A 20142-nucleotide genomic window follows, 5' to 3' on the forward strand; every position below is an offset into this window, starting at 1 on the left:
ACATGACTGACGATACGCAGGGACGCTTCGCCATCGGAGTCGACGTCGGCGGCACGGGAATCAAGGCCGCACTCGTCGACACGGCCACGGGGAGCCTCGCCTTCAAGCGGGTGCGAGTGCTCACCCCGAAGCCGAGCGCCCCGACCGCTGTGGCAGAGGCCATCGGGCAGCTCCTCGAACACCTGGCTGATAAGGCGCTCGAGCTTGAGATCGTCGACGACCGTGCAGTGCTCGACGCACTGCCGATCGGGTGCGGCTTCCCCGGCGTCATCCTCGATGATGAGGTGCACTTCGCGGCGAACCTCGACCAGTCGTGGATCGGTTCGAGCATCGTCAAGATCCTCTCCGAACACACAGGTCGTCGCTTCTTCATCATGAATGACGCCGATGCCGCCGGCCTCGCCGAGATGGTGTTCGGCGCAGGACGCAAGCATCGCAAGAAGACCGTCCTGATGACGACGCTGGGGACCGGGATCGGCACCGCACTGTTCACGCAGGGACGGCTGGTGCCCTACACCGAGTTGGGCCACATCGAGATGAACGGCCGTGATGCGGAGACTCAGGCCGCTGAGTCCGTCAAGGTCCGTGAGAACCTCAGCTATGAGGAGTGGGCGGCTCGGCTGCAGCAGTACTATCAGCAGATCGAGCTCCTCGTGTCCCCGGACGTCATCCTCGTGGGCGGCGGAGTCTCGAAGTCGCATGCGGACTTCCTCCATCACATCAAGACGCGTGCCGAGATGAAGCCGGCCAAGCTGTTCAACAACGCTGGCATCGTCGGGGCCGCGATCCTCGCAATCAACAACGGCAAGGCGAAGGTCAAGAAGAGCCGCTCGTAGCATGGACTCACACAGTCTTCGCGGTCAGCTCAGCCTGCTCATCGTCATGGCCGCGACGGTGATTCTGCTGGCTGTGGGCGCTGCGATCATCGTCCTCTGGCCGAACCTTCTGCTGGCCGGCATCATCATCGGGTGCTGCTCAGTCCTCGTTGCCCTGGTCGGCATCGGCCGGATCCTCGATCGGCGTTGGGTGCTCTGGTTCGCGGTGCCGGCATTCGCGCTGGCAGGACTCGGATCGATCATGCTGGCCGAGGACCTCGGCATCAGCCGCGTCGGCGAACTCACTGAAGTGGTCGTCGTCGACCATACGTCCGAGGTCAAGACGGTTCACGACTCGACCGACCCAGGAGGTCGGAAGGTCTACACACACGAATACACCCTGCAGCACACCGACGGATCACCGATCGAGGAGCCGATGATCTATCGCGGTAAGGACGGGTTCGAAGAGTTCGACACGGGCGATACGATCAGCGTGCTCATCGGCGCCGACGGCAATGCCCCCATCGAGCCGGCCGAAAGCATCGATTTCGCCGACGATATCGCGATTCTCGTCGTGGGAGTGCTCTTGAGCGCCGGTGTCTATCTCATGTGCGCACTGCTGCTGCTCTTCGGAAACCGGAGATACAGGGAAGATCGGTGGGGCGCGGCACCGTGGATGATGGACTGACGGAGCTGATGCCCTGACGGAGCTGATGCGCTGACGATGTTTGTGTGAGGACAGGCCACCGATACGCCGGGTTCTGTCATCGAGTCGGTTACCCTTCTCGACGGACGGTCATCTATCTGGGACCGATGTTGCCACCGGCCTCAAGCAATCCACCCGACGACTCGGCGAGCAGCCTCGAACGTCGTCTGTCTGATCTTGCTCCGGATGGGGTTTACCCAGCGGCGCCGGTCACCCGACACCCTGGTGGTCTCTTACACCACCGTTTCACCCTTACCCAGTCGAAACTGGGCGGTCTGCTTTCTGTTGCACTGGCCCGCGGGTTGCCCCGGGTGGGTGTTACCCACCATCCCTGCTCTGCGGAGCCCGGACGTTCCTCAGCCCTCGTGAGAGAGCCGCGACCGTCTGGTGACCTGTCCTCGAGTTCAAGAGTCTACCCGCAACGCCGGGACCATTCGTCGCGGCCTCGTCCCGGGAGTGATCAAACTAACGTGGACGGCGAATCGGGGCCGAAGCGTTGGCGGCCTACCATGGTGAGGTGAAGATCCTACTGCCGCCCTCTGAGGGAAAGACTCCCGCAACTTCGGGCTCCCCGCTCGATCTGCCAGAACTCTCGGCACCCGACCTCAATCCCCAGCGGAAGAAGGTCCTCACTGCCCTGCAGCGGGTCTCCAAACGTAAGGACGCTCTCAAGCAGTTGGGCGTGGGTGCCTCACTGTCAGCCGATGTCGAACGCAACGTCAGCCTCGACTCGCTGCCCTGCGCGCCTGCTCTGCTCACCTACTCAGGTGTCCTCTATGAGGCGATGGGCGCCCCCGACCTCGTCGCCGATGCTCCGACGAACGAAACCCTGGCGCAGCGACTGCGGAGTGTGCACGTCTTCTCTGCCCTCTTCGGTCAGGTCAACGGTCTCGATCCAATCCCTGCCTATCGACTGGCGATGAAGACGGACCTGGGCACCCTGGGCAAACTCTCGTCCTGGTGGAAGCCTGTTCTGGCCAAATCTTTCACGGTCGACCCCGCCGAGGTGATCCTCGACTGCCGCTCCAGTGACTACCGGGCCGCCTGGCCGGGCCCTCATGAGCAGGTCGTGACCCTGGGAGCCGTCAAGGTCACCGGTGCCAAGCGCAGCGTTGTCTCTCACTGGGCAAAGTACTATCGCGGCGAACTCGTCGGCCGATTGCTCGCAGACGATCGTGAGCTGCCGGCGAACTCTGCAGATCTGGTATCACGAGCAGAAGAGTCCTACGAGGTCGAGTTCACCCCGCATGCCAAGAACCGACCGGCGGCGCTGACCATCATCCTGCGGGACTGAGCGAGCGGTTCGACCGGGACGAGCGGCTCGAGCGGAACGTGCCTGAGTCGCCAGCGGAGGTGCGTCTCAGCCCTTGCGCAGCAGAACAGCCTCGCACTCTTCGCATTCGTAGGTCTGGTTCGGGTCCTCCAGCAGCATGCCCTTCCACGCCATGCCGCTGATTTCCTGGCCACAAGCCTGACAATTCGGGCCACTGAGCACGGCGGCCCCAGGTCCGCCCTGAGCGACGTTCTGGTCGAACTGACGAACCAGAGCATCGGGGAGATCGGATTTGAGCTTCGCAGCCGAAGCACTGTTGGCCTCCAGCTGTGCGGCCAACTCCGCTTTGCGGTCCTTGATGGCCGTCTGCGTGGCACGGCCCGATGCGATCACCTCGGCGAGAGAGGACTCAACGTCCGACAGAGCAGTCTCAGCGGACTCGAGTTCCTCCATCGAACCGAGCTCAGCCTCTTCCAGTTCCGACACTCGTTCCTCGTGACCGGAGATCTCGTTCTGCAGATTCACAAGGTCTCGGCTGGTCAGGCCGGTGCCGTCGTTGAGTTCGACGGTCTTCTTCGCGATCTGAGAGTTCTGAGTCTCGATGGCTGCTGCATGTTCGGCGACCTCTGCGCGGAACTTCTCCACCACCTCGGCGGCTTCTGTCTTCTTGGTTTCGAGTTCCTTGTGCTGGGAGACCAGGTCCTTCAGCGCCGAGGCTTGAGCCGGGTTGTCGTGTTCATGTCGCAGTGCACGTCCGTGGGAGGCGAGTTCGATGAGCGATTCGAGTTCGGTGCGTTGTTCGGCGGTGATCAGCATTGTCGGTTCCTTGTCAGCGAAGCGTGTGGGGGCGTGGGCAGGGAGTCAATAGCGTTCGACCCAGGGGTCGGTGTTGACCGCCGAATGCTGCAGGGCGACGCTGAGCCCGCGCTCGGCGAATTCGGTCTCCAACTGTTCGGCCGCCGCAGTCAGCCAGACTGTCTCGGAAGCCCAGTGGGAGACATCGATGAGTTGTGGGCGGCCGTCGTTTCTGTTTGCGGTATCGCGAGCCTCGGTCGCGGGATGGTGGCGGAGGTCGGCGGTGATGTAGACCTCCGCGCCGCTGGCCCGAACCTCGTCGAACAAGGAGTCGCCTGCTCCACCGCAGACGGCGACCCGTGTGACTGTGGCTGCCGGGTCTCCGGCGATGCGCACACCGGTCGTTGTCCGTGGAAGTCGGTTCGAGAGGGTGCGGGCGATATCGCGCACAGGCGTCGGCGTCGGCAGGTCACCGACTCGTCCGATTCCGGTGGGCGACCCCTCGGCGTGCGGGACGAGTGGCTGCGCGTTGTCGATGCCGAGCAGGGAGATGAGGACGTCGGAGACTCCCCCACGTGCGGAGTCCGCATTCGTGTGAGCGTTGAAGAGCGCGATGTCGTTGCTGATCAGGGTGTGCACGGCGCCGCCCTTGAGAGTGGACGCATTCACCGACTTCACGGGTTTGAGCATGAGCGGATGATGGTTGAACACCAGGTCAGATCCCAGGACCACCGCCTCGGCGATGACCGCGTCCATCGGGTCGAGAGCGAGCAGGATCGACCGCACTTCCGCATCGGGATCACCCACAGCCAGACCCACCGAATCCCAACTCTCCGCCAGGGCCGTCGGCCACAGTGCTTCGAACACATCCACACATTCGCTGACCTTCGGGTATCTCATGCCACCACAGTATTACATCCGAACATTTCGGTCAGGCGGTACTGACCGGCGGACGACCACGGAGCACCACTGGCCGGTCGCGGGCGTCGTCACCTCAGCTGGGGTTCGTGGCAGAGAATTGCCTGAGACGCTCCCAGAAAATGTGACCCGGGGTACATCTGACGGGAGCTCGGCGATAGATTTGGCACATGACTACCAATGAGACGAATTCACCAGCGCCCGATCTTCACTTCTCCTCGACCGTTGCCGACATCGTGCGTCGCAGCGCCGGACGCTTCGGCAACGATGTCGCCGTCGAGTTCGGTGATCGCATCTGGACCTATTCCGCGCTGGACACCGCGGTCACGGCCGTTGCACGTGAACTTATGAGCCTCGGCGTGCAGCAGGGCGACCGCATCGCAGCCTACGGGAAGAATTCCGATCTCTACCTTCTCCTCTACCTCGGATGTGCACGCGCGGGACTCATCCACGTGCCGGTGAACTACCAGCTCAAGAACGACGAACTCGACTACATTCTGGACAACTCGGGTGCAAAGCTCGTCTTCGCCGATGCCGATCTTCTCGACGCCGTGGCAGCAACCACGACCGGCGCGGGCGTCCAGTCCAAGGATTTCGCCACACTTCTGGAATCGGCCACCGCCACGGACACAGCGCCGGCCGGCACCGGGGAATTCGACGTCGTGGACACCGACGTCGCACAGCTGCTCTACACCTCGGGCACCACCTCGGCGCCCAAGGGAGCGATCATGACCCATCGGGCACTCGTCCACGAATACATGTCGGCGCTGATGAGCCTCGACTTCGCACCCACTGACCGGGTCGTGCACGCCCTGCCGCTCTACCATTCGGCCCAGATGCACGTCTTCCTGATCCCGCTCCTGGCCATCGGCGCGCACAACATCGTTGTGCCCGCACCGGTCCCCGACCAGCTGCTGGCGCTGTTCGAAGAACGTGAGATCAACTCCTTCTTCGCCGCCCCCACGGTATGGGTTGCCCTGGCCAACAGTCCCGACCTCGATACCCGTAACTTGGAGAGTCTGCGCAAGGCCTACTACGGTGCCTCGATCATGCCCGGACCGGTGCTTGCGAAGCTGCGGCAGCGTCTGCCCAAGCTCGGCTTCTACAACTGCTTCGGCCAGTCCGAGATGGGTCCGCTGTGCACGGTCCTCAGGCCGGAGGAACACGATGACCACGCATCATCGGCCGGCCGGTCCGTCTTCTTCGTCGAAACCAGGGTCGTCGACGGCGAGGGCAATGATGTCGGAGTAGGAGAGCAGGGTGAGATCCTCTACCGGTCACCGCAGCTGTGCCAGGGCTACTGGAACAAGCCAGAGGCCACCGCCGAGGCCTTCGACAACGGCTGGTTCCATTCCGGAGACCTCGTGACGGTGGACGAATCCGGTTTCATCGAAGTCATCGACCGAGTGAAGGACGTCATCAACACCGGCGGCGTTCTCGTCGCCAGCCGACAGGTCGAGGATGCGATCTTCGAACTCCCCCAGGTCGCCGAGGTTGCGGTCGTCGGAGTCGCCGACGAGAAGTGGATCGAGGCAGTCACCGCCTTCGTCGTGACCAAGCCTGAGCAGCCCGAGATCACCGAGGCGGATGTGCTGGCCCATGTCAAGGATCGTCTCGCTGGCTTCAAGGTCCCCAAGCGAGTCGACTTCGTGACCGAGCTGCCCAAGAACTCGGCAGGCAAGATCCTCAAACGTCAGCTGCGTGAGGCCTGAGGCTTATAGAAGGTTCCTGCCGCGTACAGGCGGCAGGGTCGCGGTCATGCGTTGGCACCCTGCTCTGTGCCCGCGCCCCGTGCCCTGATCGTGGGAGTGTGTGTGCCGTTGGGACCTTTCTCCTGGCCGATGATGGTGAACCCGTTGTCTCGGATGAGAGGAATGTCGTCCTCGGCAGCCTGCCCCTCCGCTGTGAGGTAGTCGCCGAGGAAGATGGAGTTCGCCACGTGCAGTGCCTGGGCCTGCAGCGACCGCAGGTGGATCTCTCGCCCGCCGGCAAGTCGGATCTCCTTGTCGGGGCAGACGAATCGTGCTGTGACGACGATTCGCAGGCATTGGGCGGGAGTGAGATTCCACTGTCCCTCCATAGGCGTTCCGTCGAATGGGACCAGGAAGTTGATGGGGATGGAGTCGGAGTCGAGCTCGCGCAGTGCGAACAGGGCTTCGACGACCTGCTCGTCGCTTTCGCCCATGCCGACGATGAGTCCGCTGCACGGAGAGAGCCCGGCCGTCTTCGCCTTGGCGACCGTGTTGGTCCTATCCGCGTAGGTGTGTGATTTCACGATTGTGTCGTGAAACGACTCAGCAGTGTTGATGTTGTGGTTGTAGGCATCGACACCGGCTTCTTCGAGAGATTCTGCCTGCCCATCCTTGAGGATTCCCAGGCATGCGCAGACCTCGAGATCGTGATGATCGTCTTTGAGTCGTGTGACGATGTCATTGACGCGTTCCACGTCTCGATTTCCTGGTCCTCGTCCACTGGCGACCAGGCAGACCCGAGAGGCGCCCCCGCGGATCCCGAAATCTGCCTGCTTCACCGCTTCTTCGGTTTTCAACCACGAGTACTTCAGGATCGGTGCCGCCGATCCAAGTGCCTGTGAGCAATAGCTGCAGCTTTCGGGGCACAGACCCGATTTGAGATTGACCAGATAGTTGAGCTTGATGGTCATCCCGAAATGCCTGCGTCTGAGTCTGGATCCTGCGGCAACGAGTGCGAGGAGGTCGGCATCGGGCGTGGCCAGTATTGCCACCGCCTGTTCCTCGGTGATCACGCCACCATCGAGTATCGAGTCGGCAAGGTAGTCGAACCAGCTGGTCATCGGTGCAGTCTCCTCTTTACGGCGGATGAGCGTGTGGTGCAGGCACCTGCTCCTGAACAGTGTTCAATAGCGTAGCGGTGCTTGGCTGGGCAGGCTCATGCAGGGTGGGCGAAAGCGAATAGACTGCTCACGGCAGAGAACGCATGACGAACAGACGTCGCCGCCTTCGGGCGGACGAATGAGGAGACAAGTGGTGGCATCCCCCAACGAGACGACACCTGCATCCAGTCCTTTCAAAGGCAAGGTGGGTTGGAGGCAGCACGGGGATGGAAAGACGATTCGTCCCGGTGAGGCCGTTCTGCCCGAGGAGCGACTGAGCTGGCCGCGGACCGTGGGAATCGGAGCTCAGCACGTGGTCGCCATGTTCGGCGCGACATTCCTCGTGCCGCTGCTGACCGGGTTCCCTCCCTCGACGACGCTGTTCTTCACCGCCATCGGAACACTGCTGTTCCTGCTTATCACCAAGGGCATGATGCCCTCGTACCTGGGATCGTCCTTCGGTCTGCTGGCGCCTATCGGTGCCGTGACCGGATTCGCAGCCACCTCGGGAGAGGACCTCGACTCCCATGCCATGGCACTGGCACAGGGCGGAATCATCTCCGTGGGCGTGACTCTGGCGCTGGTGGGCGTCGTCGTCCACTTCGCCGGAGTGCGGTGGATCGAGGTCACCATGCCCCCGGTCGTCACCGGCGCCATCGTCGCCCTCATCGGACTCAACCTCGCACCGGCGGCGTGGGACTGGGTGAAGGAGGCCCCTCTGACTGCGGTGATCACGATCGTCACCATCCTGGTCACCAGCGTGCTGTTTCGCGGGATGCTCGGCCGACTGTCCATCCTCATCGGCGTCCTCGTCGGCTACGTCGCTGCATGGGTGCAAGGGCAGATCGACTTCTCGACTGTCGGCGCCGCCGACTGGGTAGGGCTACCTGCCTTCCACGCTCCCGTATTCGACCTGGGCTATCTGGGGCTCTTCCTCCCCGTCGTCTTCGTCCTCATCGCCGAGAACATCGGACATGTGAAATCGGTGTCGGCGATGACCGGACGTGACCTCGATTCGATCACGGGCCGCACGCTGTTCGCTGATGGTATCTCCACGGTCCTCGCCGGGTCCGGCGGAGGTTCGGGAACGACGACCTATGCGGAGAACATCGGAGTCATGGCAGCGACCCGCATCTTCTCAACGGCCGCCTACCTGTGTGCAGGCGTCATCGCCCTGATCTTAAGCCTGTTGCCGAAGTTCGGGGAGATCATCGCAACCATTCCACCCGGGGTCCTCGGCGGAGCCGCGACCGTGCTCTACGGGATGATCGGAATGCTGGGCGTGCGCATCTGGGTGGAGAGCAAGGTCGATTTCTCCAATCCCATCAACCTCAACACGGCAGCGGTGGCACTGATCGTGGCAATCGCCAACTTCACCTGGACTCCCGGTGACCTTCAGTTCGAAGGCATCGCACTTGGATCAGCCTCGGCGATCATCATCTATCAGGTCATGCGCGGCATCGCGAAATGGCGCGGCACCGACCAGAACCTGGACGGGCACGGAGGTTCTTCCCCCGATGATGAGAATCTGATGATGAGGAGACAATCATGAAACCTGCACATTCACGCTCGCGCGGAACGCGCCGCCAGCTGACGGCGGGCTTCGCGGTCGTCCTGGTCGCTGGTGCCTTATTCCTCGGGTCCTCGGCTCAGGCCGCCCAAGGACTCGGCGCGGGGCTGATCGACGGCAATGCTGCAGACAAGCCGGATCACCTTGGCGACAGATGTTCCATCGCTTCGGCCGCGACGGCGGAGAAGGTCATTGCAGTCTCGGGCACCGGCGGTGCCACAGCTGAGGTCCGAGCATGTGAGAAGTGGGACGGGAAGTACTATTCTGCGATGAGTGTCGACGGGTACGTCGGCTACAACGGCATCGCTGCGGCAGGAGAGAAACGTGAGGGTGACGGCATGACTCCCTCCGGCGTTTACAGCATGGGCTATGGGTTCGGAGTGAAAGCGCAACCGAAGCAGTTCCATGGACCCAAATACGTCAAGGTCTCCAAGGACGATGTCTGGGTCGATGGAGACGCAGTGAAGAACTACAACACCATGCAGAAGAAGTCCGACGGATACTCCGGTGAATCCATGTACCAGACTCCGGCGTACGACCATGGCCAGGTCATTGACTACAACACTGCCGCCACGCCGGGCAAGGGTTCAGCGATCTTCCTCCACGTCAACACCGGCAGTCAGAAGACAGCAGGCTGCGTATCGGTGTCGGAGGCGGACCTGCTGAGGATCTTCGAGTGGGAAGATGACAGCGTGGTTGAGATGGCGGTCAGCAGCTAGGTCAGCAGATAGGTCAGCAGATAGGTCAGCAGATAGGTCAGCAGCTTAGACCACAGTCACCACAAACGAGCCGTGGCAAACGACGAAGAGGCGGTCAGAGGGCACTACGGAGTGCCCTCTGACCAACTCTTATTGCGATCCGTGCTGCTGATTACTCCTTGATCAGGGAGAGCTCGAACTCGAGAGTGATCTTGTCACTGACGAGCAGGCCGCCGGAGTCCAAGGTCGTATTCCATGTCACGCCCCAGTCCTTACGATCGATGCGGCGTTTGCCCTCAAAGCCCGCCCTCAGTGCACCGGTCTGATCGTGGTCGATTCCCAGCAGCTCGAGGGGAACAGAGACAGGCCGGGTGATATCGCGGATCGTCAGATCACCGTTGACGATGTAGCTACCTTCTTCAACCTCATCGACGCCGGTGGACTTGAATGTGATCGTTGGATAGTTCTCGACGTCGAAGAAGTCTGCGCTTCGCAGGTGAGCATCGCGATCAGGGGTGCGTGTGTCAACGCTGTCAACGTCAATCGTGATGGTCACTTCGGTCTTCGACAGGTCCTCAGCGTCGACGACGACTTTGCCCTCGACAGTGTTGAAAGCACCACGTATGCGCGAGACCATCGCGTGGCGGCTCGAGAATCCGAGGCGGGTATGTGCGGGGTCGATGACCCATGTTCCGGTCAGCTGTTCGTCTGATGACATAGTCGTGCTCCTTTGGCCGAGCTGAGATCGTGGGAACCCGATGAGATGACGAGAGCCCAAGTCAGTACTGTGAAAGTACTGGTGTGCATATGAGTTCAGCGTATATGTTGCGGAGCTGGACTGTCATGTTGACGAGACAATTACCCTTGGGTGATTGTGGGCCAGAGAGACTTAGAATCTCCCTGCGTCGCAGGTGAGGAGCCTGACCCATGAATTCTAGGGTCGCAGTCTTCACATTAGCACCTCTGAAAACAGGGGCTTGGGAAGGAATTGTGGGCAGATGACCCCTTGCTGAGTGCCCGGAGATCTCGCAGGCTGCAATCAGCCCCGCGCGAATGACTTTCACCCGGAGGGACAACTGAGGCGAGGGTGCGCGTTAAAGAGTCAGTCGTCCGAGGTGGGCAGACGAACCTCGATTTCGTCGTCGGTCATGCGAACGGGATAGACGGCGACCGGCTCGGTGGCTGGCGGGCCCGTGGGGACTCCGGTGTCCAGGTCGAATCGGGAGCCGTGCAGCCAGCACTCGACGTAGCCGCTCTCAACGTCACCTTCGGATAGAAGCACCTGACCGTGAGTGCATTCGTCGCGAATGGCATGGATTCTGCCCAGACTACGAATAAGGCAGATCTCATGTCGACCGATGTCGAGGTGGATCGCAGACTCGTCGTCAAGAGTTCGTGCCTCGTCGATTCTCACCCAACCCGAATTGTCTTCGTCGTCGGTTGGTGCTTCTGTGGGGTGGTCCTCAGCAGTCATGTTGCCTTTCCGTCACAGTGTCATGGCTTGTCGTTGAGGACCGGTTCATGGCTTGTCGTTGAGGACCGGTTCATGGCCGCTTCGCCACCGTCAGGACCACCACTGAGTCTTCGACTGCTTCCAGCGCGTGCGGGGCGTCAGGTATGAACATGAGGTCGCCGGGCGAACCGTTCCAGCGGGCCTTGTCAGCAATGAGGGTCACTCGTCCGTGGAGCACTTGCAGGGTGGCTTCTCCGGGATTCTCATGCTCGTTGAGCTCAGCGCCCGCGCGCAATGCAATCATGGTTTGCCGAAGGATATGTTCGTGGCCGCCGTAGACAGTACGGGCGCTGCGCCCACTCGACGCGCCTTTGGCGATCTCCAGTTGGTGACGCATCAACGCCGTCAAAGATATTTTCTGCACGTAGCCCTCTTCCATTCTCGATGGACTGTCGCTGGCCGTCTCGCCAAATCAGTTCTCTGCCTATAAATGGCTGCTGGTGGCCACAATTCATGCACGACGAGGAGTGACACGCGCCATCTTCCCAAGCTACCAGAATTGTTTGCTCCAAGGATGACCCGCGGCAGGCCGCGGTCTCGACAGCATCCCGCCGGCGATCCGTTGTCGGGGCTGCGACCCGGGCGAAGACATTCCCGGAGAATTTTGTGTGAGACCTGACCCTTGGCTACGCGGGGACTGACTACGAGTCTGGTCGACCTCTAGTAGGTAAGACGTCTACCTTCTACACTCGGAAAGAGAAGACGCCCACTGGGAGGAAGCGTTGATGACCTGCGTCATCACCCATCCACGCATCGTATCGAAGGTCCCTACTTAGACAAGGGTCCTGTCGACTCAGTTCCTGGGTTGTATGAACTCCATCGCCGGGGCTGAATCAACTCAGTAGGAGTAACAGCATGGCGAACAGCGGCAGACCTACACCCGATGAGTTGCCCCCGCCGGCAGCATCAACCATCACCCCGAAAGCCCTAGCCGGATTCAGGCATGAACTGGACCAGCGAAAATACGATGCCGTTGACGGTTCCTGGGCAGGCTCCGTACCGGCACAGTACGGGGTGGCACCTCGAGTACGGATCGGCCGCAGCAAATGGTTCAATCTCCTCTGGCTGCTGCCGATCGGCTTCGTCTTACTCATCGTCTTCATCGCCGTGGCTAAAGGCCTACGCGATATCCCAACGGTCGCCCAGTTCACGGAGACGTACCCGGGCACCGTAGTCCCTAATGGCGCCGAGGAGAATGCCGGTTTCCCGACCTGGGTGGGCTGGCAGCACTTCTTCAACATGCTGCTGATGATCCCGATCATCCGCTCCGGTGTCACGATCATTGCCGACCACCCCCGTTTCTACTGGACGCGACATTCGACGCCAGGCAAAGACTGGTTCCGGGTGCAGAAACCTGTGCCCACCGATCCGCTCTGGACAGCCAAACAGGACTCAATCACCCTGCCCGACAGCATCGGCCTGCCCGGTCGGCGTCATTCGATCGGCCTGGCCAGGTGGTGGCATCTGGGCGTCAACACGCTCTGGCTGCTCAACGGAATCATCTTCTACATCCTCGTCTTCACTACCGGGCATTGGTTGCGCCTGATCCCCACCAGTTGGGATGTCTTTCCCAACGCGATCTCGGTCATGATCCAGTATCTATCCCTGGATTGGCCCACCGACAATGCTTGGGTGGCTTACAACAGTCTGCAGGTCCTGGCCTACTTCGTCACTGTGTTCATTGCAGCGCCGCTGGCCTTCATCACAGGGCTGGGCATGTCACCGGCCCTGTCCACCAAATTCAGGTGGATCAGTAGAATCTTCAGCATTCAGGTTGCGCGTTCCCTGCATTTTCTGGTGCTGATCTGGTTCCTGCTGTTCATCGTGATGCACGTGACTCTGGTGGTGGCAACCGATGCGCTGCACAACTTCAACATGATGTACACGAACACCAATGATGACCACAGCTGGAACGGATTCTGGATCTTTGCCGTCTCACTGGCCGTGATGATTGTACTCTGGGTTGCCGTCACCCCCTTCACGTACAGGCATCCACGCATGGTTCAGCGCATCGGTTATGCCCTGATCGGCCCAACACAACGACTGTTTGAGCACCTTGATTCAAAACCGGGCCAGTACACCGAAAAAGACATTTCCCCCTACATGTGGCACAACGGCAAGTACCCGGAGACACCCGAATACAAGGGCCTATACGAAACCAACTTCGCCGATTACCGTCTCCAGGTCTCCGGTCTAGTCGAGAACCCCCTGGAACTGGACCTCAAGCAGCTGCGGGACCTGCCCCGCCATGAGCAGATCACCCAGCACTTCTGCATCCAAGGCTGGTCCGGCGTCGCCAAATGGGGCGGCGTCTCCATGCAGACCATCGTCGATCTGGTGAAGCCGAGCTCCGAGGCGAAGTGGGTCATCTTCTATTCCTTTGCCGAAGGACCCGACGGTGGTGTCTACTACGACGCCCAACCCATTGAACAGATGAGTTACCACCTGACCATGCTGGCCTACGACATGAACGGCGAGGCCCTACCCTACGGGCACGGCGCCCCGCTGCGGCTGCGAAATGAAGTCCAGCTCGGGTTCAAACTCGTCAAATGGATCAAGGGCATCGAATTCGTCAAGGATTTCTCGGAGATCGGCGGCGGCGAGGGCGGCTACAACAACGACCACGAGTTCTTCGGCTACCGCCAATCGATTTAGAAACTTCTATTTCAGGAGCGAAACCCATGACGTCGAACAGTTTCAATGCTCGCAATCATCTAAACGTGGACGACCAGACATACGAGATCTACCGAATTGACCGGATCAAGGGTTCTGACCGACTCCCATACAGCCTGAAAGTGCTGTTGGAGAATCTGTTGCGCAACGAAGACGGCCGACTCGTCACCGCTGAGCAGATTACTGCGCTTGGTGACTGGGATCCACACTCCGAGATCAACCCGGAAATCCAATACACACCCGCCCGGGTGCTGATGCAGGATTTCACCGGTGTGCCCTGTGTCGTCGATCTGGTGGCCATGCGCGATGCCATGACCGAGCTCGGCGGGGACCCGCGGGCAATCAATCCGCAGATCCCTGCCGAACTGGTCATCGACCACTCGGTCATCGCCGACGTCTTCGCCCGTCCCGATGCGTTCGGAATCAATGCGGAACTGGAGTTCGAACGCAATCAGGAGCGCTACCAGCTCCTGCGGTGGGCACAGCAGTCCTTCGATGACTTCCTGGTGGTGCCACCAGACACCGGCATCTGCCACCAGGTCAACCTCGAATACCTCTCCCGCGTCGTGTTCACCCGTGATGGGCCGGACGGGAAACAGGCCTACCCGGACACTCTGGTCGGCACCGACTCACACACCCCAATGGTCAACGGACTCGGGGTCCTCGGCTGGGGCGTCGGCGGCATCGAGGCGGAAGCCGCGATGCTCGGCCAGCCGATGAGCATGTTGATCCCCGAGGTCGTCGGCCTCAAGCTCACCGGTGAGCTGCCGGAAGGCACCACCGCCACAGATCTTGTCCTCACCGTTGCGGAACTGTTGCGCCGAGTCAGAGTAGTGGGCAAATTCGTTGACTTCTTCGGCCCCGGCGTCGCCAACGTCCCGCTCGCAACCCGGGCGACCTTGGGCAATATGAGCCCCGAATACGGCTCCACCGGCTCTATTTTCCCCATCGACGACGAGACTTTGAGTTACCTTCGCCTGACGGGTCGCAGCGAACACCAGATCAGGTTGGTGGAGACCTACGCCCGGGAATAGGGGCTGTGGCATAACCCGGACCAGGTGCCGGACTACAGCCAGGTCCTCGAACTCGATCTGAGCACCGTGACGCCTTCGATCGCCGGACCGAAGCGCCCCCAGGACCGTATTCCCCTCGCTGTGTCCCAACGCGCTGTCCGCGGCTTGCTGGCAGGGCAAACCCACGAAGATGCCATCCGAGGCGGTCTTGATGATGCGTCCGCCGATTCGTTCCCGGCCAGCGACCCTATCGCCATCAGCCAGCGCATTGCCCTCGATGAACCACCCCACAAGTATGTGGACGACGGCAAAGCGTTCGAGTGGCCGTCAGACCCGGCCGAAGTCATCCTCGATGGGAACATATCGAGCATTGATCATGGCGATGTCGTCATCGCAGCGATCACGTCCTGCACCAATACCTCCAATCCATCGGTCATGATCGGCGCCGCACTGCTGGCGAAGAATGCCGTGGAGCGCGGACTACGCAGCAAACCCTGGGTGAAGACCACACTCGCGCCAGGCTCGCGCGTCGTGACCGACTACTACAATCGGTCTGGGCTCACGCCCTACTTGGAGCAGCTTGGTTTCGACCTAGTCGGCTACGGCTGCACCACCTGCATCGGCAACTCCGGGCCCCTGATTCCGGCAGTGAGTACCGCCGTCGCCGATCACGACTTGACTGTGGCCTCCGTGCTGTCCGGCAACCGGAACTTCGAAGGGCGTATCCACTCCGAGGTGAAGATGAACTTCCTTGCCTCCCCACCGCTGGTGATCGCCTACGCCCTGGCCGGAACCATGCACGCAGACCTACTCAAAGATCCGTTGGGACACGACGCCGATGGCAGCCCGGTCTTTCTACGTGACATTTGGCCGACAACAGCAGAAATCAAAGCCGTAGTCGATGACAACCTCGAAGCGGAGATGTTTACCGCAGGCTATTCGGACGTCTATGCCGGAGATGAGAATTGGCGCGGCATGCACATCCCCGAAGGCGACAGGTTCGCGTGGGACGACGATTCAACGTACATCCAGCGCCCGCCGTACTTTGACGGCATGACCGCCGAACCGTCACCGGTACGCGATATCGCAGCGGCCAGAGTCCTCGCACTGCTCGGGGACTCGGTGACCACCGACCACATCTCCCCAGCAGGAGCCATCAGGCAGGACTCTCCTGCCGGCCAATACCTCATCGAGCAGGGCGTAGAGCCGGCCGATTTCAACTCCTATGGCTCGCGCCGTGGAAACCACAACGTGATGATCCGCGGCACCTTCGCCAACGTGAGGCTGCGCAACCAGCTCGTCCCGGGAGTTGAGGGCGGTTTCACCCGGCATTGGCCCGACGGCGGGCAGCAGAGCATATTCGACGCCGCCACAGCGTATGCCTTGGAAGGCGTGCCGCTGATGATCATCGCCGGTTCCGACTACGGCTCAGGATCCTCCCGCGACTGGGCGGCCAAAGGCACCTCGCTGCTCGGCGTCAAGGCCGTTCTGGCTTCATCATTTGAACGGATTCATCGGTCGAACCTCATCGGCATGGGCGTGCTGCCCCTGCAATTCCCGGCCGGCGACACCGCGGAGTCCCTGGGCCTGACTGGCGAAGAGATCTGCTCAGTAACCGGACTCGAAGGAAAAGACCGACTTCCAAGCGAAGTCACGGTGACGATTGAGTCCAACGGCAGCACACGAGAGATCACCGCGACGCTGCGCATCGATACTCCGGCCGAGGAAGCATACTACCTTCACGGTGGCATCCTGACCTACGTCCTGCGCCACCTCTTGCAACGCTGACAGTGGCACCATGTCAATCCAGCCGAATTCGAGATGGAGTAAGTGACCATCCCGGGGTCGCGGCGTCGCCGCCGCGGAATCTGAACGTTGGCTTCTAAGCGGTAGACGGCCGGGAAAGAACACCACGGCACGGGCGCTCACAGAAGCGCGGCTCGACTTTTGCGCTCTTCTCGGGCGCTATTAGAACTTGGCTGTGCGCAAAACGAAGACTTCCCCACCTCAACCCTTAGGCTGTCTTGCTGTTACGGGGATGCCAGATTTCCAGCATGCTGAAGGCTTGCAAACCGCAAGCTTGCAGACTGAATTGCGCCAGAACTCTCCGGTGAATTCCGGCGTCGTCCTCGAAGGCGAACCGCACCCCGCCAACAGCGCGCGAATGGCTGTACATGCATTTTACGAAGGCCAGGTGCCGTAAGAGGCGCCAAACTCCTCTCCAGGTTCCCTACACCCCGGAGAAGCAGCCTGGTAACGTGAACTATGCGAGGGCGGTTCCAATGATCGGGGGCATCATCCTCGTCAGGGTATAGCCGGCCTCGAATTGGAAGGCTGTCATGACCGCAGAGAATAGCTCTACAGAACAGACGACTATAGGACTCGGGGTCCTCGTCGGATATGACGGCTCCGAACATGCCGCACGCGCCCTCGAGTACGGCGCGGAAGAGGCCACCCGTCGCAACTTAGCCCTCACCGTCGTCTGCGCCTACATTGCCCCCGCGATGTTCTATGCCAACCTTGCGTCCATGCCGGTGGAGAACGGGCAGGACACGTCACGCCGAGCGGTCGAGAAGCTTCTCGTTGAAGCGGCTGAACTCCTGCCAGATCACGCTGGAAAGGTCTCCTACCGCGCCGAGCAGGGCGATGCCACCGGCGTACTGAGGGACCTGAGCGCCCACGCAAGCGCAGCCGTCGTGGGTTCGAGGGGCCGTGGTGGATTCATCGGGCGACTACTCGGCTCGGTGTCAACTGCTCTGCCTGCACATGCTCACTGCCCGACGATCGTGGTACCCGGCCACCGGCCGGAGACGTCCAATGCCCCGATCGTCGCCGCCGTCGACGGCTCGGATTCGGGGAGCCTGGCCATGTTCGCTGCTGCCGAAGTGGCCAGCTCACGAGGGACTGCGCTCGAAATCGTCTGTGTCCTGCCCAGAGGCGAGGAATGGCTCTATTGGTACCCCGAACTGGAGCTGAGTTCCGAGGTCACCGACCGGAGGAGCAAGGAGCTCGAGGCCGGACTCGAGGTCCAGGCCGCCGCCGTGGCTCAGCAGTTCCCCGACCTGAAGGTGAGCGCAGTGGTGTCGATCGGAGATCCGACTGAGGTTATCGCCGAGAAGACGAAAGCTGCTGCGCTGACTGTTCTGGGTACCCGCGGTCGAGGACCCGCCAGCAGTGCGCTTCTGGGGTCCGTGTCACGCGGGGTCCTCCACCATGCACAGGGCCCGGTCATGATCGTCCCGAGCTGATACCTCCGCGACCCGGTGCGTTTCGGGAAGCTGCTCTCCGGCGTGAGTGCGGCTCTGCTCGCACCCGTGGCGCCCACTTGGGTGGCTGCTGCCGGATTGGCTGGCTTTTCGGGGCCCTGATGGCGGTGTATCTCAAGACACCGGGGATGACACCCCGAGGACGGAATTCGCCCGGCTCCGGAAGGGATGGGGGCATTGCCCGCGATGACTTTATGCTCGGCAGCGCGATGGGACTGCTCGTGGATGAGCTCACCGACCAGAAGGCTCGACAGAACGTTTCCAGAAAGAAGGTGCGATGATGGACATGTCAGAGGATGTAGAAGAACTCTCGGTCGACACATGCTGGGCGCTGCTACGCACGACCACCGTAGGCCGCCTCGCCGTGTGGGTGGACGAACACCCCGACATATTTCCCCTTAACTACGCAGTGGATCACGGAACCCTCGTATTCCGGTCCCGGGAGGGAACGAAAGTCCTCGGCGCTCTGTCCGATGCCCCGGTTGCATTAGAGACCGACGGATACGATCCAACAACCTCCAAAGCATGGAGCGTCGTGGTGAAAGGCCGCGCCAAGACAATCAGCCAGGTTGGGGACCTGATGGACACCGTAGACCTTCCGCTTTTTCCGTGGCAGGCCGGGGGCAAGAACAGGTTCATACGCATTCATCCCGATCTCGTAACCGGGCGCCGTTTCCCCGTGGCCGGCCCTGGCATATGGCGGACGCCGCTATCGGACGTCAGGCGTACATCAACAGAATAGGGCGTCCATCCAGTGTAGCTGTGGAGAGTAACCGATGACCTACGTAATCGTCCAGCCCTGTGTGGACATCAAGGATAAGCCGTGCGTTTAAGAATGCCCTGTCGACTACATCGAGGAAGATGATCGGTCGCGTTAAGAGTCAAGGGCGGGATCCGAGCTGTCGGAGATGACTGGCCGAACAATTCACCCATCCCTCAAGGCGCCGGTCTACCGAGGTATGGCTATGCATTCGAGCGCGTCAATGGCGCGAATCGTGACGTCACGGCGTCCGTGGAGTTCGATGATTCCGGAGGCGGAAAGTGCGGCGAGGCGCCGGCTCAGAGTTTCCGGCGTAGTCCCGAGGTAGGCGGCGACTTCTTGCTTGGCCATCGGCAGCTGCACTGTCGCAACGCCGTCTCGGATGCTGCCGGGCAGATCCAGCAGGTAGGCGGCGACGCGGGCGTTGACGTTGCTGGAGGTGATCGCGGCCAGCAGTCGCTCGACGGAAGAGAGCCGGTCGGACAGGGCTCGCAACATCCGCTGACTGATATCCGGATAGTCGCGGAGCAGGGCTGAGAGGTCGGCATGGTTGAAGACGCACATCCGGCTGTCTTCCAGCGCGACGACAAGGTCGACCGGGCGGTGGCCCGTGAGGAAAGCCCGTTCGCCCACGACGTCACCGTCTGTTACCGTTCGCAGGATCTGGTCCTGACCATTAGCGGCCGCGCGGCTGACCTTGAGATGTCCACTGTGCATCACCAGCAGACGCGATACTGGCTGCCCGGGGGAATAGACTGTCTCCCCCTTTTCGACGCATGTGGGGCGAACGAACTCCGCCACGTGCAACTGCTCCTGGCGCGTTAGCCCTTGGAAGATCGGGACGCGGGCTACGCACAGGTCATCGTCAGACATATCTCAAGCCTACCGGAGCCGGCGTTGGCGCTACGGCACCAGTTGCCGCCAGGTCCACCTCGTACGGTGCAGGGCGCACTTGATCTAGGTCAAGGAGTTCCCGATAGCGAGTACCTATAGTGAAAATATCAACAAAATGAACACCAATGTGAAAGGGATTCTCACAATGACTACCTCCACCGCCACCCACACCATCTTGAGGGCTGAGGGATTCTCCTGCCCGTCCTGCGTGGCCAAAATCGAGAAGCAGGTCGGCCGTCTCAACGGAGTCGAGAAGGTAAAGGTCCATTTCGCCTCCTCCCGCATTGAGATCGACCACGACGCCGAGCGCGTCTCTGTGGACGACCTCATGGCTACCGTGGCCAAGGCCGGCTATAAGGCCACTCCTGCCGCATTCTGAGGCTCCCCCGGCCGGCCT

17 protein-coding genes, 1 other RNA gene and 1 pseudogene are annotated in these 20142 nt (G+C 61.2%); 11 read left to right on the forward strand and 8 right to left on the reverse strand.

Going from position 1 to position 20142, the window contains the following annotated elements:
• The first annotated feature begins 2 nt into the window (after positions 1-2).
• Together ppgK and BAUR9175_RS10635 are read left to right on the forward strand one after the other, a co-directional pair.
• Positions 3-836, forward strand: a complete 834-nt coding sequence (ppgK, locus tag BAUR9175_RS10630) for a polyphosphate--glucose phosphotransferase (RefSeq protein WP_096166969.1) — start codon at positions 3-5, stop codon at positions 834-836.
• 1 nt (position 837) lies between these two features.
• On the forward strand, positions 838-1503 hold the full coding sequence (locus BAUR9175_RS10635; RefSeq protein ID WP_096166970.1) for a hypothetical protein: 666 nt from the start codon (positions 838-840) through the stop codon (positions 1501-1503).
• Positions 1504-1549: 46 nt separating this feature from the next.
• On the opposite strand, the gene rnpB is transcribed toward BAUR9175_RS10635, so the two are convergent.
• An RNA gene (gene rnpB / locus BAUR9175_RS10640) (RNase P RNA component class A) lies at positions 1550-1917 on the reverse strand.
• A 121-nt stretch (positions 1918-2038) separates the two neighbouring features.
• Here rnpB and BAUR9175_RS10645 point away from each other — a divergent pair.
• Positions 2039-2815: a YaaA family protein gene (locus BAUR9175_RS10645; RefSeq protein ID WP_165770290.1), complete on the forward strand. Its 777-nt coding sequence runs from the start codon at positions 2039-2041 to the stop codon at positions 2813-2815.
• Positions 2816-2881: 66 nt separating this feature from the next.
• On the opposite strand, the gene BAUR9175_RS10650 is transcribed toward BAUR9175_RS10645, so the two are convergent.
• The gene (locus BAUR9175_RS10650) at positions 2882-3610 is read right to left on the reverse strand and encodes a zinc ribbon domain-containing protein (protein ID WP_096161985.1); all 729 of its coding nucleotides are present in this window, start codon (positions 3608-3610) and stop codon (positions 2882-2884) included.
• A gap of 45 nt (positions 3611-3655) precedes the next feature.
• Positions 3656-4489 carry a Nif3-like dinuclear metal center hexameric protein gene (locus BAUR9175_RS10655; RefSeq protein WP_009885202.1) on the reverse strand — a complete coding sequence of 278 codons (834 nt, stop codon included), beginning with the start codon at positions 4487-4489 and terminating at the stop codon, positions 3656-3658.
• 188 nt (positions 4490-4677) lie between these two features.
• On the opposite strand from BAUR9175_RS10655, the gene BAUR9175_RS10660 reads away from it, so the two are divergent.
• On the forward strand, positions 4678-6219 hold the full coding sequence (locus BAUR9175_RS10660) for a fatty acyl-CoA synthetase (protein WP_009885201.1): 1542 nt from the start codon (positions 4678-4680) through the stop codon (positions 6217-6219).
• 44 nt (positions 6220-6263) lie between these two features.
• Here the strand turns inward: BAUR9175_RS10660 and bioB are convergent, their stop codons facing one another.
• Positions 6264-7319, reverse strand: a complete 1056-nt coding sequence (gene bioB, locus BAUR9175_RS10665; protein ID WP_096158720.1) for a biotin synthase BioB — start codon at positions 7317-7319, stop codon at positions 6264-6266.
• Positions 7320-7650: 331 nt separating this feature from the next.
• On the opposite strand from bioB, the gene BAUR9175_RS10670 reads away from it, so the two are divergent.
• Positions 7651-8910 carry a uracil-xanthine permease family protein gene (locus tag BAUR9175_RS10670; protein ID WP_371860659.1) on the forward strand — a complete coding sequence of 420 codons (1260 nt, stop codon included), beginning with the start codon at positions 7651-7653 and terminating at the stop codon, positions 8908-8910.
• A complete protein-coding gene (locus BAUR9175_RS10675) occupies positions 8907-9647 on the forward strand; it encodes a L,D-transpeptidase family protein (protein ID WP_069600119.1) in 741 nt (246 codons plus the stop codon). Before BAUR9175_RS10670 ends, BAUR9175_RS10675 begins: the two co-directional genes overlap by 4 nt.
• Before the next feature lie 151 nt (positions 9648-9798).
• On the opposite strand, the gene BAUR9175_RS10680 is transcribed toward BAUR9175_RS10675, so the two are convergent.
• The 3 genes from BAUR9175_RS10680 to BAUR9175_RS10690 form a co-directional block, all read right to left on the reverse strand.
• Complete coding sequence (locus BAUR9175_RS10680; RefSeq protein WP_009885197.1) at positions 9799-10344, reverse strand: YceI family protein; 546 nt, start codon at positions 10342-10344, stop codon at positions 9799-9801.
• 384 nt (positions 10345-10728) lie between these two features.
• Positions 10729-11100, reverse strand: coding sequence for a non-heme iron oxygenase ferredoxin subunit (locus BAUR9175_RS10685; RefSeq protein ID WP_009885196.1), 372 nt, complete (start codon positions 11098-11100; stop codon positions 10729-10731).
• Between the two features lie 70 nt (positions 11101-11170).
• The gene (locus BAUR9175_RS10690) at positions 11171-11518 is read right to left on the reverse strand and encodes a cupin domain-containing protein (protein WP_009885195.1); all 348 of its coding nucleotides are present in this window, start codon (positions 11516-11518) and stop codon (positions 11171-11173) included.
• A gap of 476 nt (positions 11519-11994) precedes the next feature.
• Between BAUR9175_RS10690 and BAUR9175_RS10695 the strand changes: the two genes are divergently transcribed.
• From BAUR9175_RS10695 to BAUR9175_RS10710, 4 genes and pseudogenes are all read left to right on the forward strand, one after another.
• The gene (locus BAUR9175_RS10695; RefSeq protein ID WP_096158719.1) at positions 11995-13794 is read left to right on the forward strand and encodes a molybdopterin-dependent oxidoreductase; all 1800 of its coding nucleotides are present in this window, start codon (positions 11995-11997) and stop codon (positions 13792-13794) included.
• A 26-nt stretch (positions 13795-13820) separates the two neighbouring features.
• Positions 13821-16613 (forward strand): annotated as a pseudogene (locus BAUR9175_RS10700) (aconitate hydratase).
• Between the two features lie 551 nt (positions 16614-17164).
• Entirely contained in the window at positions 17165-18073 is a 909-nt protein-coding gene (locus BAUR9175_RS10705) for a universal stress protein (protein ID WP_101583695.1), read from the forward strand.
• A gap of 295 nt (positions 18074-18368) precedes the next feature.
• Positions 18369-18833 (forward strand): pyridoxamine 5'-phosphate oxidase family protein, encoded by a 465-nt coding sequence (locus BAUR9175_RS10710; protein WP_101583697.1) that lies wholly within the window; start codon positions 18369-18371, stop codon positions 18831-18833.
• Between the two features lie 207 nt (positions 18834-19040).
• Here the strand turns inward: BAUR9175_RS10710 and BAUR9175_RS10715 are convergent, their stop codons facing one another.
• Positions 19041-19724 (reverse strand): Crp/Fnr family transcriptional regulator, encoded by a 684-nt coding sequence (locus BAUR9175_RS10715; RefSeq protein ID WP_096158715.1) that lies wholly within the window; start codon positions 19722-19724, stop codon positions 19041-19043.
• A 166-nt stretch (positions 19725-19890) separates the two neighbouring features.
• Here BAUR9175_RS10715 and BAUR9175_RS10720 point away from each other — a divergent pair, with 166 nt between their 5' ends.
• Entirely contained in the window at positions 19891-20124 is a 234-nt protein-coding gene (locus tag BAUR9175_RS10720) for a heavy-metal-associated domain-containing protein (RefSeq protein ID WP_029417737.1), read from the forward strand.
• The last annotated feature ends 18 nt before the right edge of the window (positions 20125-20142 follow it).

The sequence above is a fragment of the Brevibacterium aurantiacum genome (genome assembly GCF_900169065.1).
In the GTDB taxonomy this organism is placed as follows: domain Bacteria; phylum Actinomycetota; class Actinomycetes; order Actinomycetales; family Brevibacteriaceae; genus Brevibacterium; species Brevibacterium aurantiacum.